Origin of the sequence: Frigoribacterium faeni (assembly GCF_011761235.1) — a bacterium.
Lineage (GTDB): Bacteria > Actinomycetota > Actinomycetes > Actinomycetales > Microbacteriaceae > Frigoribacterium > Frigoribacterium faeni_A.
Genome location: NZ_JAAOYW010000001.1, coordinates 781 through 13,606, shown reverse-complemented (window position 1 = coordinate 13,606; position 12,826 = coordinate 781). Strand labels below are relative to the sequence as shown.

At 74.7% G+C, this 12,826-nt stretch carries 14 protein-coding genes; 6 read left to right on the top strand and 8 right to left on the bottom strand.

Annotation, left to right across the window (positions count from 1 at the left end):
- Nucleotides 1–39: 39 nt before the first annotated feature.
- Nucleotides 40–537, bottom strand: a complete 498-nt coding sequence (locus tag FHR78_RS00080) for a peptide deformylase (RefSeq protein ID WP_166758528.1) — start codon at nucleotides 535–537, stop codon at nucleotides 40–42.
- 166 nt (nucleotides 538–703) lie between these two features.
- Here FHR78_RS00080 and FHR78_RS00075 point away from each other — a divergent pair, with 166 nt between their 5' ends.
- On the top strand, nucleotides 704–1,516 hold the full coding sequence (locus tag FHR78_RS00075; protein ID WP_166759606.1) for an AAA family ATPase: 813 nt from the start codon (nucleotides 704–706) through the stop codon (nucleotides 1,514–1,516).
- A 123-nt stretch (nucleotides 1,517–1,639) separates the two neighbouring features.
- Here FHR78_RS00075 and FHR78_RS00070 read toward each other — a convergent pair whose 3' ends face one another.
- The 3 genes from FHR78_RS00070 to FHR78_RS00060 form a co-directional block, all read right to left on the bottom strand.
- Complete coding sequence (locus FHR78_RS00070; RefSeq protein ID WP_166758527.1) at nucleotides 1,640–2,188, bottom strand: MerR family transcriptional regulator; 549 nt, start codon at nucleotides 2,186–2,188, stop codon at nucleotides 1,640–1,642.
- 155 nt (nucleotides 2,189–2,343) lie between these two features.
- Nucleotides 2,344–3,042: a transcriptional regulator FtsR gene (gene ftsR, locus FHR78_RS00065; protein WP_166758526.1), complete on the bottom strand. Its 699-nt coding sequence runs from the start codon at nucleotides 3,040–3,042 to the stop codon at nucleotides 2,344–2,346.
- Nucleotides 3,042–3,587 (bottom strand): FHA domain-containing protein, encoded by a 546-nt coding sequence (locus FHR78_RS00060; RefSeq protein WP_166758525.1) that lies wholly within the window; start codon nucleotides 3,585–3,587, stop codon nucleotides 3,042–3,044. The genes ftsR and FHR78_RS00060 overlap by 1 nt, the downstream gene beginning before the upstream one ends.
- Before the next feature lie 234 nt (nucleotides 3,588–3,821).
- Between FHR78_RS00060 and FHR78_RS00055 the strand changes: the two genes are divergently transcribed.
- Nucleotides 3,822–5,297: a S1C family serine protease gene (locus FHR78_RS00055; RefSeq protein WP_166758524.1), complete on the top strand. Its 1,476-nt coding sequence runs from the start codon at nucleotides 3,822–3,824 to the stop codon at nucleotides 5,295–5,297.
- Nucleotides 5,298–5,379: 82 nt separating this feature from the next.
- Here FHR78_RS00055 and FHR78_RS00050 read toward each other — a convergent pair whose 3' ends face one another.
- The 3 genes from FHR78_RS00050 to FHR78_RS00040 all read right to left on the bottom strand — a co-directional run bounded on the left by FHR78_RS00050 (nucleotide 5,380) and on the right by FHR78_RS00040 (nucleotide 7,794).
- On the bottom strand, nucleotides 5,380–6,276 hold the full coding sequence (locus tag FHR78_RS00050; RefSeq protein WP_166758523.1) for an NUDIX domain-containing protein: 897 nt from the start codon (nucleotides 6,274–6,276) through the stop codon (nucleotides 5,380–5,382).
- A gap of 180 nt (nucleotides 6,277–6,456) precedes the next feature.
- Nucleotides 6,457–7,407 (bottom strand): DnaJ domain-containing protein, encoded by a 951-nt coding sequence (locus FHR78_RS00045; RefSeq protein ID WP_166758522.1) that lies wholly within the window; start codon nucleotides 7,405–7,407, stop codon nucleotides 6,457–6,459.
- A gap of 45 nt (nucleotides 7,408–7,452) precedes the next feature.
- On the bottom strand, nucleotides 7,453–7,794 hold the full coding sequence (locus tag FHR78_RS00040; RefSeq protein ID WP_166758521.1) for a PGPGW domain-containing protein: 342 nt from the start codon (nucleotides 7,792–7,794) through the stop codon (nucleotides 7,453–7,455).
- Between the two features lie 221 nt (nucleotides 7,795–8,015).
- Here FHR78_RS00040 and FHR78_RS00035 point away from each other — a divergent pair, with 221 nt between their 5' ends.
- On the top strand, nucleotides 8,016–8,891 hold the full coding sequence (locus FHR78_RS00035) for an aldo/keto reductase (protein ID WP_166758520.1): 876 nt from the start codon (nucleotides 8,016–8,018) through the stop codon (nucleotides 8,889–8,891).
- 92 nt (nucleotides 8,892–8,983) lie between these two features.
- Here the strand turns inward: FHR78_RS00035 and FHR78_RS00030 are convergent, their stop codons facing one another.
- Entirely contained in the window at nucleotides 8,984–9,490 is a 507-nt protein-coding gene (locus tag FHR78_RS00030; protein ID WP_166758519.1) for a hypothetical protein, read from the bottom strand.
- A 136-nt stretch (nucleotides 9,491–9,626) separates the two neighbouring features.
- Between FHR78_RS00030 and FHR78_RS00025 the strand changes: the two genes are divergently transcribed.
- From FHR78_RS00025 to manD, 3 genes are all read left to right on the top strand, one after another.
- Nucleotides 9,627–10,481, top strand: coding sequence for an aldo/keto reductase (locus FHR78_RS00025; RefSeq protein ID WP_166758518.1), 855 nt, complete (start codon nucleotides 9,627–9,629; stop codon nucleotides 10,479–10,481).
- Nucleotides 10,482–10,513: 32 nt separating this feature from the next.
- Complete coding sequence (locus FHR78_RS00020; protein ID WP_208392728.1) at nucleotides 10,514–11,383, top strand: EI24 domain-containing protein; 870 nt, start codon at nucleotides 10,514–10,516, stop codon at nucleotides 11,381–11,383.
- Nucleotides 11,384–11,478: 95 nt separating this feature from the next.
- Nucleotides 11,479–12,717: a D-mannonate dehydratase ManD gene (manD, locus tag FHR78_RS00015; protein WP_166758517.1), complete on the top strand. Its 1,239-nt coding sequence runs from the start codon at nucleotides 11,479–11,481 to the stop codon at nucleotides 12,715–12,717.
- Nucleotides 12,718–12,826: the final 109 nt, after the last annotated feature.

The window sequence follows — 12,826 nt, the reverse complement described above, 5'->3', positions numbered from 1 at the left end:
GCGCGGCGTCGGCTCAGGCGCGCCGCCGGTCGCTCTGGCTCAGGCGCGCCACCAGTCGCTCGACCGGATCTCGCGCAGCGCCTCGCGGCGGGTCTCGCCCTCGAGCGTCATGACGTAGAGCGTGCCGGCCAGGTGGTCGGTCTCGTGCTGCAGCGCCTGAGCCATCAGCCCCGTGCCCTCGAGCACCACGGGCGCGCCGTCGAGGTCGACGCCCTCGACCCTGGCGTACGACCACCGCGGCGTGGGGAACCAGAACCCGGGCACGGACAGGCAGCCCTCGTCGACGAGCTCCCGCTCGCCGGAGGCCTCGACGACCTCGGGGTTGAGGACGTAGCCGACCTCGCCGTCGACGTTGTAGCTGAAGGCCCGCAGGCCGACGCCGATCTGGGGTGCGGCGACCCCCGCGCGGCCCGGCTCGCGGACGGTGTCCAGGAGGTCGTCGACGAGCGAGGCGAGCCGGGGATCGCCGATGCGCACGGGGTCGGAGGGCGACCGGAGCACGGGATCGCCGAAGAGTCGGATGGGTCGGACGCTCACGACGAGCACCTCCAGGAGGACGGGGACGGGGACGGACGGGGCCTGCCGGGCGGACGCGCCGGGGATCGGGACCGGGCCGCCACGGCCGGGCAGAGCCTGCCGGGATCGCACGTCGGGCGACGTGGCGTGCAGGCGCTTCAAGAATAGTGACGGTATCGTCGTCGTCGTGCATGTACTCAGCGTCAGTTCTCTCAAAGGCGGCGTCGGCAAGACGACCGTGACGCTCGGGCTCACGTCGGCGGCCTTCGCCAAGGGCCTCCGCACCCTGGTGGTCGACCTCGACCCGCAGTCCGACGTCTCCACCGGCCTCGACATCACGGTCGCGGGCCACCTCAACGTGGCCGACGTGCTCGCGTCCCCCAAGGAGAAGACGGTCCGCGCGGCCATCGCCCCGAGCGGCTGGACCAAGGGCCGCACGGGCAAGATCGACGTCATGATCGGCAGCCCGTCCGCCATCAACTTCGACGGCCCGCACCCGTCCATCCGCGACATCTGGAAGCTCGAGGAGGCGCTCGCCAACGTCGAGGCCGACTACGACCTCGTCTTGATCGACTGCGCTCCCTCGCTCAACGCCCTCACGCGCACCGCCTGGGCCGCCTCCGACCGCGTCACCGTGGTCACCGAGCCCGGTCTCTTCAGCGTCGCCGCGGCCGACCGTGCCCTGCGCGCCATCGAGGAGATCCGTCGGGGACTCTCGCCGCGCCTCCAGCCGCTCGGCATCATCGTCAACCGTGCCCGCGTGCAGTCGATCGAGCACCAGTTCCGCATCAAGGAGCTGCGCGACATGTTCGGCCCCCTCGTGCTGAGCCCGCAGCTGCCCGAGCGGACGTCGCTGCAGCAGGCCCAGGGCGCCGCCAAGCCCCTGCACGTCTGGCCGGGCGAGAGCGCCCAGGAGATGGCGCGCAACTTCGACCAGCTGCTCGAGCGCATCATGCGCACGGCGAAGATCGGCGACTACGCCGAGCCTGCCACGCGCTGAGCCGACCGGGCGCTGAGCCGGTCGCTCTGAGGCAGCCGCGCTGAGTCAGCCGCGCCAGCTGCGCGCGGCGGTCGACCCGGTCGGCCCGGGTCGTGCCGGCGGCCTCAAGCGGCCGGCCGCGAGTCAGCTGGCGCGGTCGCCCCGGCGGGCGGCGAGCTCGTCGGACGGATCGACGGCCGGCGTGCTGTCGAGCTCGACGAGGCTGGTCTCGACCTCGCGGAGCACCTTGCCCACGGCGATGCCGAAGACTCCCTGACCGCGGCTCACGAGGTCGATGACCTCGTCGTTCGAGGTGCAGAGGTAGACGCTCGCCCCGTCGCTCATCAGGGTGGTCTGGGCCAGGTCGTTGACGCCGGCCTCGCGGAGCTGGTTGACCGCGGTGCGGATCTGCTGCAGCGAGATGCCGGTGTCGAGGAGGCGCTTGACGAGCTTGAGGACGAGGATGTCGCGGAAGCCGTAGAGGCGCTGCGAGCCGGAGCCGGCGGCGCCGCGGATGGTGGGCTCGACGAGGCCGGTGCGCGCCCAGTAGTCGAGCTGGCGGTAGCTGATGCCGGCGGCCCGGGCGGCGACGGTGCCGCGGTAGCCGCTGTCTATGTCGAGGTCGGGCATGCCGTCGGTGAAGAGCAGGCCCCGCTCGTAGCGGGATCCCTCAGGGGAACCTGTCTCGTTCATCTGGCTGCCTTCCACGTCGTCGATCTGACCCGAAACATTCAACACCGGGTTGATGGTTCGACCTGGTCCCACGGTACCCACATCGGGCCTCCGTCGAGGCGACATCCGCGTCGAGGAGTCGGCGTGTCGAGGATATTCGTCGTGGTCGTCGGCGTCTACGTGTCGAGGCGGTCGAGGGCCGAGCGGATGAGCGACGTGCGCACGACCTCGAGCTGCCCCGCGAGCTCGCGGGAGAGCTCGGCGACGCGTGCCCGGCCGGCCGCGTCGCGACGCCGGGCCACCGACGAGAGGGCGCTCTCGATGAGGCTCAGCTCGCGCTCGGCCGCGGCCCGGAAGCTGCGCAGGTGCCGGGGCTCGATGCCCGACCGCCCGAGCTCGACGAGGGCGGTGAGCACCGCGACGGCCTCGTCGCCGTAGGTCTCGGCCGGCGGGACGAGCGACGACGCGATCGCGTCGTCGAGCAGCGCCGAGGAGGCGCCCGTCTCGCGCAGGAGGTCGGCCCGCGACAGCCGACGCACCGTCGACAGCATCGAGACCGGGGCGGACCCGGCCGGGAGCGTGGACGGGCGCCCGGCGTCGAGGTCGTCGAGGTGCTGTCGGATGACCTTGAGCGGCAGGTAGTGGTCGCGCTGGAGGCCGAGGATGAACCGGAGGCGCTCGACGTCGGCGGAGGAGAACTTGCGGTACCCGGACGCCGTGCGGACGGGCGTAACGAGCTGGCGCTCCTCGAGGAACCGGAGCTTGCTGTTGCTCAGGTCGGGGAACTCGGGCTTGAGACGCGCCAGGACCTGCCCGATCGTCAACAGGTCGGCCGGCCCGGTCGACGACGAGCGGGCGGCGGCGGTGCCGGGCACTACTGGAGCGCCAGGGTGGCCAGGTCGACGCGCGAGGCGTAGAAGGTGAGACGGAACTTGCCCACCTGCACCTCGGCGCCGTCGCTGAGGAGCGCCTCGTCGATGCGGACGCCGTCGAAGTAGGTGCCGTTCAGCGAGCCGAGGTCGGCGACCGTGAAGGTGGTGCCCGAGCGACGGAACTCGGCGTGCTTGCGGCTCACCGTCACGTCGTCGAGGAAGATGCCGGCGTCGGGGTGGCGACCGGCGACGGTGACGTCGGAGTCGAGGAGGAACCGCGCGCCGATGTTCGGGCCGCGGCGGACCACGAGCAGCGCGGAGCCGGAGGGGAGCGCCGCGACGGCCTCGCCCTCGTCGGTGGTGGCGCCGCCCTGGAGGGCCGCGAGCTGCGCCTGGTACTCCTCGTTGAAGCTGAGGGTGGTGTCGACCTCGCGGGAGGAGCCGGGGACGCCCTGCTGCCCTGCGGCGTGCGCGTCGGGGCCGTGCCCGTCGGGGCTGTGCTCGTCGGGGCTGTGCTTGTCGGGCACGTGGTGAACCGGCTCTGCCATCGTGGACCTCCTTCGGCCTCCAGCGTATCGGATCGGCGGCATCCGACCGCAACGCTTTTCGACAGGTGGCGCCCTGGGGACGAGTCGCGTCCGCCGCAGGGCGGACACGGGGCGAGGCTGTCGGCTGTTCCTCCGAGAACTCACGACCGCCTCCTCGGCCGTTCATAGGGAATCGATGGGGTCGGGCCGTTCCATGGTCCTCATCACCTCGACCACCGCCTCAGGAGGCACCCCATGAACGACCGCGAGAGCGACGCCGACCGCACCGCTGACCAGCCGACGCCCGCGACGACCCCGGAGCCGACGGACCACACGGCCCCTGCCCCCGCCCCCGCCCCGACCGCGGACGAGTCCGCCCCGGCGGAGGCGCACACCCTCCCCCACGTCACCGGCGGCTCGGACGCCCGCTGGGTCTCCGCGCCCGCCCCGGGGCCGACCGCGCCGCAGCACGACCCGGCCGCCGCCGCCGCGGCCGGTGCCGTCCCCCCGGCGTTCGGCCCGCGACCCGCGCGCCGCCGACCGGGCCGCTGGGTGCTCGTGACCGGGGCCGCGGCGGCCCTCGTGCTCGGGGTCGGCGGCGCCGGCGTCGGCGCCTGGTCGCTCGGCCACTCGGTCGGCCTCGCGGCGGCCGAGGCGCGTCAGCAGACCTACCAGCTCGTCCCCCAGCAGCTGCCCTCGCAGGGCTCGCCCTTCGGCGGCTCCGACGGCTCGTCGTCGCAGGGCCAGCTCCTGCCGGGCCAGGGCCAGAGCCAGGGCCAGGCGCAGGGCGGCACCGGCTCGCAGACCTCGGCCACCGCCGCCACGGCCGAGGAGACCCAGGGCGTCGTCACGATCGTCAGCACGCTGGACTACGACTCCTCGTACCGGTCGGCGGGCACCGGGATGGTCATGACCGCGGACGGCCTCGTGCTGACGAACAACCACGTCGTGCAGGGCGCCACCAGCATCGAGGTGACGGACGAGACCACGGGCCAGACCTACACCGCCCGGGTGGTCGGGACGGACGCGACGAACGACGTCGCGGTGCTGCAGCTGCAGGACGCCAGCGGCCTGACGCCGGTCGACTTCGACGCGTCGGGCGACGTGGCCGTGGGCGACGCCGTGCACTCGACGGGCAACGCCGGGGGCACCGGCGACCTCGTCACGGCCGAGGGCAGCGTGCTCGCCACCGACCAGGCGATCACCGTGCAGAGCGAGACGGGCAGCGGCACGGAGTCCCTGTCGGGCCTGATCGAGCTGCAGTCGGACGTCGTGTCGGGCGACTCCGGCGGGCCGCTGCGCGACGCGGACGGCGAGGTCGTCGGCATCGTGACCGCCGCCTCCTCGGGCACGACGCCGATCACCGGGTACGCGATCCCGATCTCGCACGCGCTGTCGATCGCGGAGCAGATCACCTCGGGCGAGGGCGGCTCGACCGTCCAGATCGGGCTGCCCGCCTTCCTGGGCGCGCAGATCTCCGGCACGGCGACGGGAACCGGGACGGGCGTCCCGATCGCCGGCACCGTCCAGGGCAGCGCCGCGGAGGCGGCCGGCCTCGTGGCGGGCGACGTCGTCACCGCCCTCGACGGCACCCCCGTCGCGGACGCGTCCGCGTTGACCGCCGCCGTCCAGGCGCACGACGCGGGCGACCAGGTGCAGCTCACGTGGACCGACGCGGCCGGCACGAGCCACACCGCGACGGTCGCCCTGGGCGAGGGCCCCGCCGCCTGACCGCGGCCGCACCGGAGGCCCTCCCGTCCCTCAGGACGGGAGGGCCTCCGTCGTGCTCGGGGAGACGGGCGCCCGGACGCCGTCAGCCGATCAGGTCGAGGAGGCGCCGGGGGCCGACGACCCTGCCGCCGGCGGCGCCGACGCGCTCGGCCAGGCCGCGGTCGGCGGTGACGACGACCACGCGGGGCGTCGAGCCGCGGTCGCCGGCCTCGGCGACGCGTCGCTCGACCTCGGCGACGATCGCGTCGTCGCCCTCGCCGGGCGCACGACGGACGGTGAGCCCGTCCACGTCGGCGGCGGCCCGGGCCTCCCCCTCGAGCACGACCGTCGTCGTCGGCCACCACGACGTGGCGGCCCCGGGGCCGTCGGCCGCGGCGTCGAGCAGGAGGTCCGTGGGCAGGCCCGCGCCGAGCGCGTCGGCCAGGGAGCGGAGGAGGCGGGCGGCGCCTCCTGCGCGGTCGCGCCACCAGCCGTCGGGCCGGGACCCGACCACGTTCGCCGCGTCGACGACGAGGTGGACGTCGAGGTCGAGCTGGGCGCGCAGGCCGGGCCAGGACGCGGCGAGCCCCGGGTGCAGCGGGAGCTCGTCGAGGTCGCGGCGCGGCACCCAGCGGAGCTCGAGGCTCTCGGCGTCGGAGATGACGGGCTCGAAGGGGCGCGTCACGGCCGCGACGACGGTCGTGTACGACCAGAACCCCAGGTCGAGGACGGACTGCGAGCGGAGCCGCAAGGCGTTGGCGGGCACGGCCGCCTCCTCGCCCGCCTCGCGGAGGGCGCCGTCGACGGCGGTCTCGTCGAACTCACGGGCCCCGCCCGGCAGGCCCCAGGTGCCGCCGAAGTGGCTCCACTCGACGCGGTGCTGGAGGAGGACGCGGTCGTCGGCGTCGACGGCGAGGAGGCCCGCGGCGCCGGCACGCCCCCAGAAGCGACGCCCGTCGGGGCTCTCGACCCAGCCGTCGGCAGGTCCGTGGATGGTCACCCGTCGAGCTTGCCACGTCCGGCCCGGGAGGGCGCCCGGAGCGACGGGGGCACGACCGCGCCCGGGCCGACCCCCGGACCGGGGCCGGGCCGCGACCCAACCGGTGCGGCGGGCACTCCGAACGACCCGACGGGGCTGGCCCGGAACCCGATGTCGGGCCAGCCCTCCCCCGCGCCCGCCTCAGACGAACCGGACCGCCTGCTGCAGGCGCTCCCGGACCTCGAAGACGTCGGAGAGGCCCGTGCGGTCGCCGAGCTCGGGCCCGTGCCGGAGCACGTGCGCCAGCAGCGAGCGACGGAGCACCCACGTGCTGCCCCGGCGTCCGCGGCCGACCTGCTCGAGGGCGGTGGGGAGGTCGTCGTCCGGGACGACCACGAGCTGGTGCGTGAACGAGACCCGGGTCTCGCGGCGGACGGCACGGGCCTGCCGCGTCAGGTCGCGGACCGGCTGCTCGTCGAGCGGGATGCCGGGGCCGACGAGCTCGCCCTTGGACACGGTGACCTCGCTGCCCCAGTCGGACGACTGCACCGCGAAGAGGCCGGACGGGCCGAGCACGATGTGGTCGAGCTTGCCCTCGGACCCGGCGTCGACGTCGCTCCAGATGGTGAACCCGATGCCGAGCTCGGTCACGACGGCGACCGTCGCCTCCTCGGCGAGGGCGTCGGCGAGCACGTGCCGGATCTCGGGCGGGGCACTGCGCACGAGGGCCTCGTCGTAGGGGTCGTCGAGCGGCACGCCGCGCCCGACCCACTCGCGCATCAGGGACAGGTAGCGCTCGCGGTTCGCGCCGCCGGGGTGCCCGTGCACGCGGGCACGGGGACGGGAGTCGGTGCGCTGCGGGTCGCGCGGCGGCGGGGCCCACCCGGGCGAGGGCGCCGTGGACGACGAGCCGGCACGGCTCGAGGGGGACGAGGAGGAGGGGCGGCGCCGGTCGTACGCGGCCCTCGCCTCGGGCGTGCCCACCGCCTCCCACGCGATCTGGAGCTCGCGGAACGCGGAGGCGCTGCCGCCCAGGTCGGGGTGCGTCTCGCGGGCGAGGCGACGGTAGGCCCGTCGCAGCTCGTCGTCGGAGGCCGACGGCGGGACGCCGAGGACCTCGTAGGCGGTCGCGGAGGCAGGACTGGGCGTCACGTCTCGACGATACCGGCCCGGGCTGGGGGGTTCCGTCGCTCGCCGTCAGGCGCGGGCGGCGGCCCGGCTCGCGCGCCAGGCGCGCCACCGGAGGAGCGCCCGCCGCGCGAGGCGACGCACCGCCTGCGTGACCCGGTGGGCGGCCGGGAACTCGGTGCCGAGCACGGCCACGCCGACGAAGACGATCAGCCAGCCCGGCCCGGGAAGGGGCACGAGGACGAGCCCGACGACGATGACGAGGACGCCGACGAGCGCGACGCCCACCTTGTAGGCGACGCGGAGGCGCGGGTAGGCGTCGAGCCGGAGCCGGGCGGCACGCCAGCGGGCCCGTGCCCGCTCGCGCCGGCCGGCGGGGCGGGCTGCGGCGAGGGCCGTGTCGGAGGTCATGAGACGACCGTAGGCGACCGGCCTGGCAGGCTCCGCCGTGGCTCCTGCCAGGCACCTGGGCACCGGCGGGCGGCGTCGCCCGACGGGCGGCGTCCCGCCGGGTGCACCGTTCCTGTGAACGCCCGGCGCGGATCGGGCGTACCCAGGGAGGGCAGGCCCGCCCGGGACGGACGGGCCGCGACGACCACGAGAGCCGCGACGCCGCGGCACGAGGAGGACCCATGAAGACGAGGACCATCGGAGACGTCACGGTGAGCGCGATCGGCCTGGGCGGCATGCCCCTGTCGATCGAGGGCCGCCCGGACGAGAAGCAGGCGATCGCCACGATCCACGCCGCGCTCGAGCAGGGCATCACCCTGATCGACACCGCCGACGCGTACCACCAGCCCGGCACGCACGAGATCGGCCACAACGAGTCGCTCATCGCCCGGGCGCTCGAGAGCTTCCACGGCGACACGTCGGACGTGCTCGTCGCGACGAAGGGCGGGCACCTCCGCCCCGAGGCCGGCGCCTGGGCCCAGAACGGCGACCCTGCCTACCTGAAGGAGGCGGCGCGCGCGTCGGCCCGCCGGCTCGGCGTCGAGACCATCGGCCTCTACCAGTTCCACCGCCCGGACCCCGCCGTGCCGTACGCCGACTCGGTCGGCGCCCTGGCGGAGCTGCTCGACGAGGGCGTCATCCGCATGGCCGGCATCTCGAACGCGACCGTCGACCAGATCCGCGAGGCGAACGAGGTGCTCGACGGGCGCCTCGTCTCGGTGCAGAACCAGTACTCGCCCGCGTTCCGGTCGAGTCGCGACGAGCTCGCGCTCTGCGACGAGATGGGCATCGCCTTCTTGCCGTGGAGCCCGCTCGGCGGCATCTCGGGCGCCGCGGACCTCGGGTCGCGGCACGCCGTGTTCGCCGAGATCGCCAACGCGCGGCGCATCACGCCCCAGGTGCTCACCCTGGCCTGGGAGCTGCACGCCTCGGAGCTCGTCATCCCCATCCCGGGGTCGACGCGCCCGCAGACGATCATGAACTCGGCCACCGCCGCCACGATCAAGCTCTCGGCCGACGAGGTGCAGAGGCTCGACGCGGCCGCCGACGCCGCCTGACGGACCGACGAGCCGGCTCCCCGACAGGGGCCCGCCGACCGTCGACGATCGCTGCCCGCCCCGTGCCGAGAGGCGCCGGGCGGGCAGTCGTGTCAGTGGTGCGGGTTGCGCATGGGGATGAGCTCGGGGCCCTCGCCGGGCACGTCGAACCCGTCGGGCAGGTCGGACGCCGTCACGCGCCCCTCGAGCCGCGGGGCTGGGTCGAAGCCGCCGGGCGACCGACGGACCTGGCCGCGGAGGGTCAACGGACCCCGACGGAGGCGGTCGTCGAGGCCGCTCGCCCAGGTCGAGACGGCGAGCTCGTCGAGCGCCGTCTCGCGCTCGCGCTGCCAGACGAGGACGACCGACCGGGCGCGCACGTCGCTCGCCTGGTCACGGACGACCCGCTCGAGGACGGCGACGTCACGGCCGTACGGCAGCCGCGGCAGCCCGCGGAGCCGGATGACGGACGCGCAGAGGCGGCCCCGCGCGTCGAAGAGGACGACGTAGGCGAGGTCCTCGTCGCAGGGCTCGTCGCACACGACGCTCGCCCACTGGGCGAGGGCGGACTCGGAGGAGCTTCTGGGCAGGGGCGGGACGGTCCGGTCTGTGGTGGTCATGGGGACCACGGTGCCGGAGCGGTGACGCAGGGTCGACCCGCACCTCCTCGACTGGGGACGACCGTCGCGGCGGCGCCGCCCTGTGGAGGAGTCACGACGCCGGGCCTGGGGACGACGCGGAGGGCACACTGGGCGCATGTCTGCGCACGAGAACCCCCGCGTCACGTTCCCCGACGGGCGCACCGCGCCCGCCCTCGGCCTCGGCACCTGGGAGCTCGGCGACGACCCCCGCCGCCGCGAGGGCGAGCTGGCCGCGCTGCGCGAGGGCCTCGACCTCGGCATGACCCTCGTCGACACGGCCGAGATGTACGGGCACGGCGCCTCCGAGACGCTCGTCGGCGAGGCGATCGCGGAACGGCGCGACGAGGTGTTCCTCGTCAGCAAGGTCCTGCCCTCGAACGCGAGCCGCCGGGGCACCGTCGAGGCCTGTCACGCCAGCCTCGCCCGCCTCGGCACCGACCGGCTCGATCTCTACCTGCTGCACTGGCGTGGCGGCAACCCGCTCGAGGACACCGTCGAGGCCATGGAGGCGCTGGTCGCGGAGGGCGCGATCGGCGGCTGGGGCGTCAGCAACTTCGACGTCGACGACCTCGACGACCTCGCCCGCGTCACCGGATCGTCCTCGGTGCCGCAGACGGACCAGGTGCTCTACAACCTCGCGCGTCGCGGCCCGGAGCACGACCTCCTGCCGCGCCTGCGCGAGACGGGGACGCCGCTCATGGCGTACTCCCCCGTCGACCACGGCGAGCTGCTCGACCACCCGGTCGTCGCCTCCGTGGCGGCGGAGCTGGGGGTGACGCCCGCCCAGCTCGCGGTCGCCTGGGTGCTGCGCCTCGCGCCCGACGTGCTGCTCGCCGTCAAGGCCGGCAGCGTCGAGCACGTGCGCGAGGACGCGGCGGCGCTCGCCGTCGACATCGACGACCAGGCCGTCGCGCAGCTCGAGCGGGCCTTCCCCGCGCCGACCGGCCCGGTGCCGCTCGAGGTGCGCTGACGTGGGCCGCCGGACGGCCGGGGGACGCTGACGTGTCGGCGCTCCGCGAGTTCGGGTCGGGCGTTGCCCTGCTCGGCCGCGGCCTGCGGCTCTGGGGCTCGTCGCCGCGGCTGATGCTGCTCGGGGCCGTGCCCGCCCTGATCGTCGGGGCCGTCTTCGTCGGCCTGCTGGTGCTCGTGAACGGGGTCGCCGACGACCTCGCCGTCGCGGCCACGCCGTTCGCCGACCGGTGGCCCGACGCCGGCCGCCTGGTCGTGCGCACCGGCGTCGCCGCCGCGATCGCCCTGCTCTCGGTTCTGCTGGCCGTGGTCACCTTCACGGCCGTCACCCTGCTCGTCGGCGACCCGTTCTACGAGCGCATCTGGCGGCGGGTCGAGCAGCAGGAGGGCGACGCACCGCCCGACGACGACCGCGGTTTCTGGCGGGGCCTGCTGCGGAGCGCCGGCGACTCGCTGCGGCTCCTCGCCGCGGCCGCCGCCGTGGGGGCGTGCCTCTTCGTCGGGGGCTTCGTCCCCGTCGTCGGGCAGACGGTGGTGCCCGTGCTCGGCGCGCTCACGGGCGGGTGGTTCCTCGCCGTCGAGCTGACCGGCTGGGCCTTCGACGCCCGCGGCCGGACGCTGCGCCAACGGCGACGCGCCCTCTCCGTGAACCGGGCGCGGACCCTCGGCCTCGGCACCGCGACCTGGCTCTCCTTCCTCGTCCCCCTCGGCGCCGTCGTCGTCATGCCGGCCGCGGTCGCCGCGGCGACGCTGCTCGCCCGCGACGCGGCCAGGGCGGAGGACGGCACCGGAGGCGGCGCGCCGGCCGGGGTGCGAGCCGGTGTGCCCGGGGCGGGTCTCGTCCCCGACGGGCCGGCCGACGCCTCCTCGGCCTCGACGGGGACGACGGCACCTGGCGCCTGAGCGCGTCGTGCGCCAGGCTGTCGGAGAGGGCGACGACGCCGGACCGCCGACGGGCGGCGGGTCGCCCCCGTGCCCGCACCGTCGAAGGAGACCAGATGAGGATCGACAAGGCCGAGGTCGTCGTCACCAGCCCGGACCGCAACTTCGTCACGCTGAAGCTGACGACCGACGAAGGGGTCACCGGGCTCGGCGACGCCACCCTCAACGGCCGGGAGCTCGCGGTCGTCGCCTACCTCGACGAGCACGTCGTGCCCCTGCTGCTCGGCCGCGACCCCGCGCGCATCGAGGACACCTGGCAGTTCCTCTACCGCAGCGCCTACTGGCGGCGCGGCCCCGTCACGATGGCCGCGATCGCCGCCGTCGACGTCGCGCTCTGGGACATCAAGGCGAAGGTCGCCGGCATGCCGCTCTACCAGCTGCTGGGCGGCGCGTCCCGCACCGGTCTGCTCACCTACGGCCACGCCTCCGGCAAGGACCTCGACGAGCTGTTCGACAGCGTCCGCGACCACCAGGAGCAGGGCTACCGGGCGATCCGCGTGCAGACCGGCGTGCCGGGGCTCGCCTCGATCTACGGCATCGCCTCGAACGCCACCTTCGACGCGAACGCGGGCGTCCGCTACGACCACGAGCCCGCCCAGCGGGGCTCCCTGCCGAACGAGGAGGACTGGGACACCCGGTCGTACCTGCGACACGTGCCCACCGTCTTCGAGGCCGTCCGGAACGAGTTCGGGCCCGAGATCCCCCTGCTGCACGACGGCCACCACCGCATGACGCCGATCCAGGCGGCACAGCTCGGCAAGAGCCTGGAGCCCTACGACCTGTTCTGGCTCGAGGACGTGACGCCGGCCGAGAACCCGGAGGCGCTGCGGCTCGTCCGCCGGCACACGACGACGCCGCTCGCGATCGGCGAGATCTTCAACACCGTGTGGGACTACCAGCAGATCATCCGCGAGCAGCTGATCGACTACGTGCGCAGCGCGGTGACCCACACCGGCGGGATCACCCACCTGCGCAAGGTGCTCGACTACGCCTCGCAGTACCAGATCAAGTCGGGCATGCACGGGCCGACCGACATCTCGCCGGTCGGGATGGCCGCCGCGATGCACCTCGGGCTGGCGATCCACAACTTCGGGATCCAGGAGTACATGAAGCACGGCTCGAGGACCGACTCGGTGTTCCGGCAGAGCTTCACCTTCGAGGACGGCATGCTGCACCCCGGCGACCAGCCCGGGATCGGCGTGGAGCTCGACGTCGACGAGGCCGGGAAGTACCCGTACGAGCAGGCCTACCTGCCGTACAACCGCCTGGCCGACGGGACCGTGCACGACTGGTAGGCGGCCCCGCACCCCGAAGTGGGGGGTGGACCCCCGCGGGTGGGGGGGGGGGGGGGGCCAAAGGGGGGGGGGGCGGGGCCCGCGCGAGGCGCCCCCGCATGGGCGACCG

Coding starts and splice junctions, on each gene's coding strand:
- FHR78_RS00030 (WP_166758519.1), bottom strand. CDS start 9,490: ATGACCACCACAGACCGGACCGTCCCGCCCCTGCCCAGAAGCTCCTCC.
- FHR78_RS00060 (WP_166758525.1), bottom strand. CDS start 3,587: ATGGCAGAGCCGGTTCACCACGTGCCCGACAAGCACAGCCCCGACGAG.
- FHR78_RS00035 (WP_166758520.1), top strand. CDS start 8,016: ATGAAGACGAGGACCATCGGAGACGTCACGGTGAGCGCGATCGGCCTG.
- FHR78_RS00040 (WP_166758521.1), bottom strand. CDS start 7,794: ATGACCTCCGACACGGCCCTCGCCGCAGCCCGCCCCGCCGGCCGGCGC.
- manD (WP_166758517.1), top strand. CDS start 11,479: ATGAGGATCGACAAGGCCGAGGTCGTCGTCACCAGCCCGGACCGCAAC.
- FHR78_RS00070 (WP_166758527.1), bottom strand. CDS start 2,188: ATGAACGAGACAGGTTCCCCTGAGGGATCCCGCTACGAGCGGGGCCTG.
- FHR78_RS00025 (WP_166758518.1), top strand. CDS start 9,627: ATGTCTGCGCACGAGAACCCCCGCGTCACGTTCCCCGACGGGCGCACC.
- FHR78_RS00055 (WP_166758524.1), top strand. CDS start 3,822: ATGAACGACCGCGAGAGCGACGCCGACCGCACCGCTGACCAGCCGACG.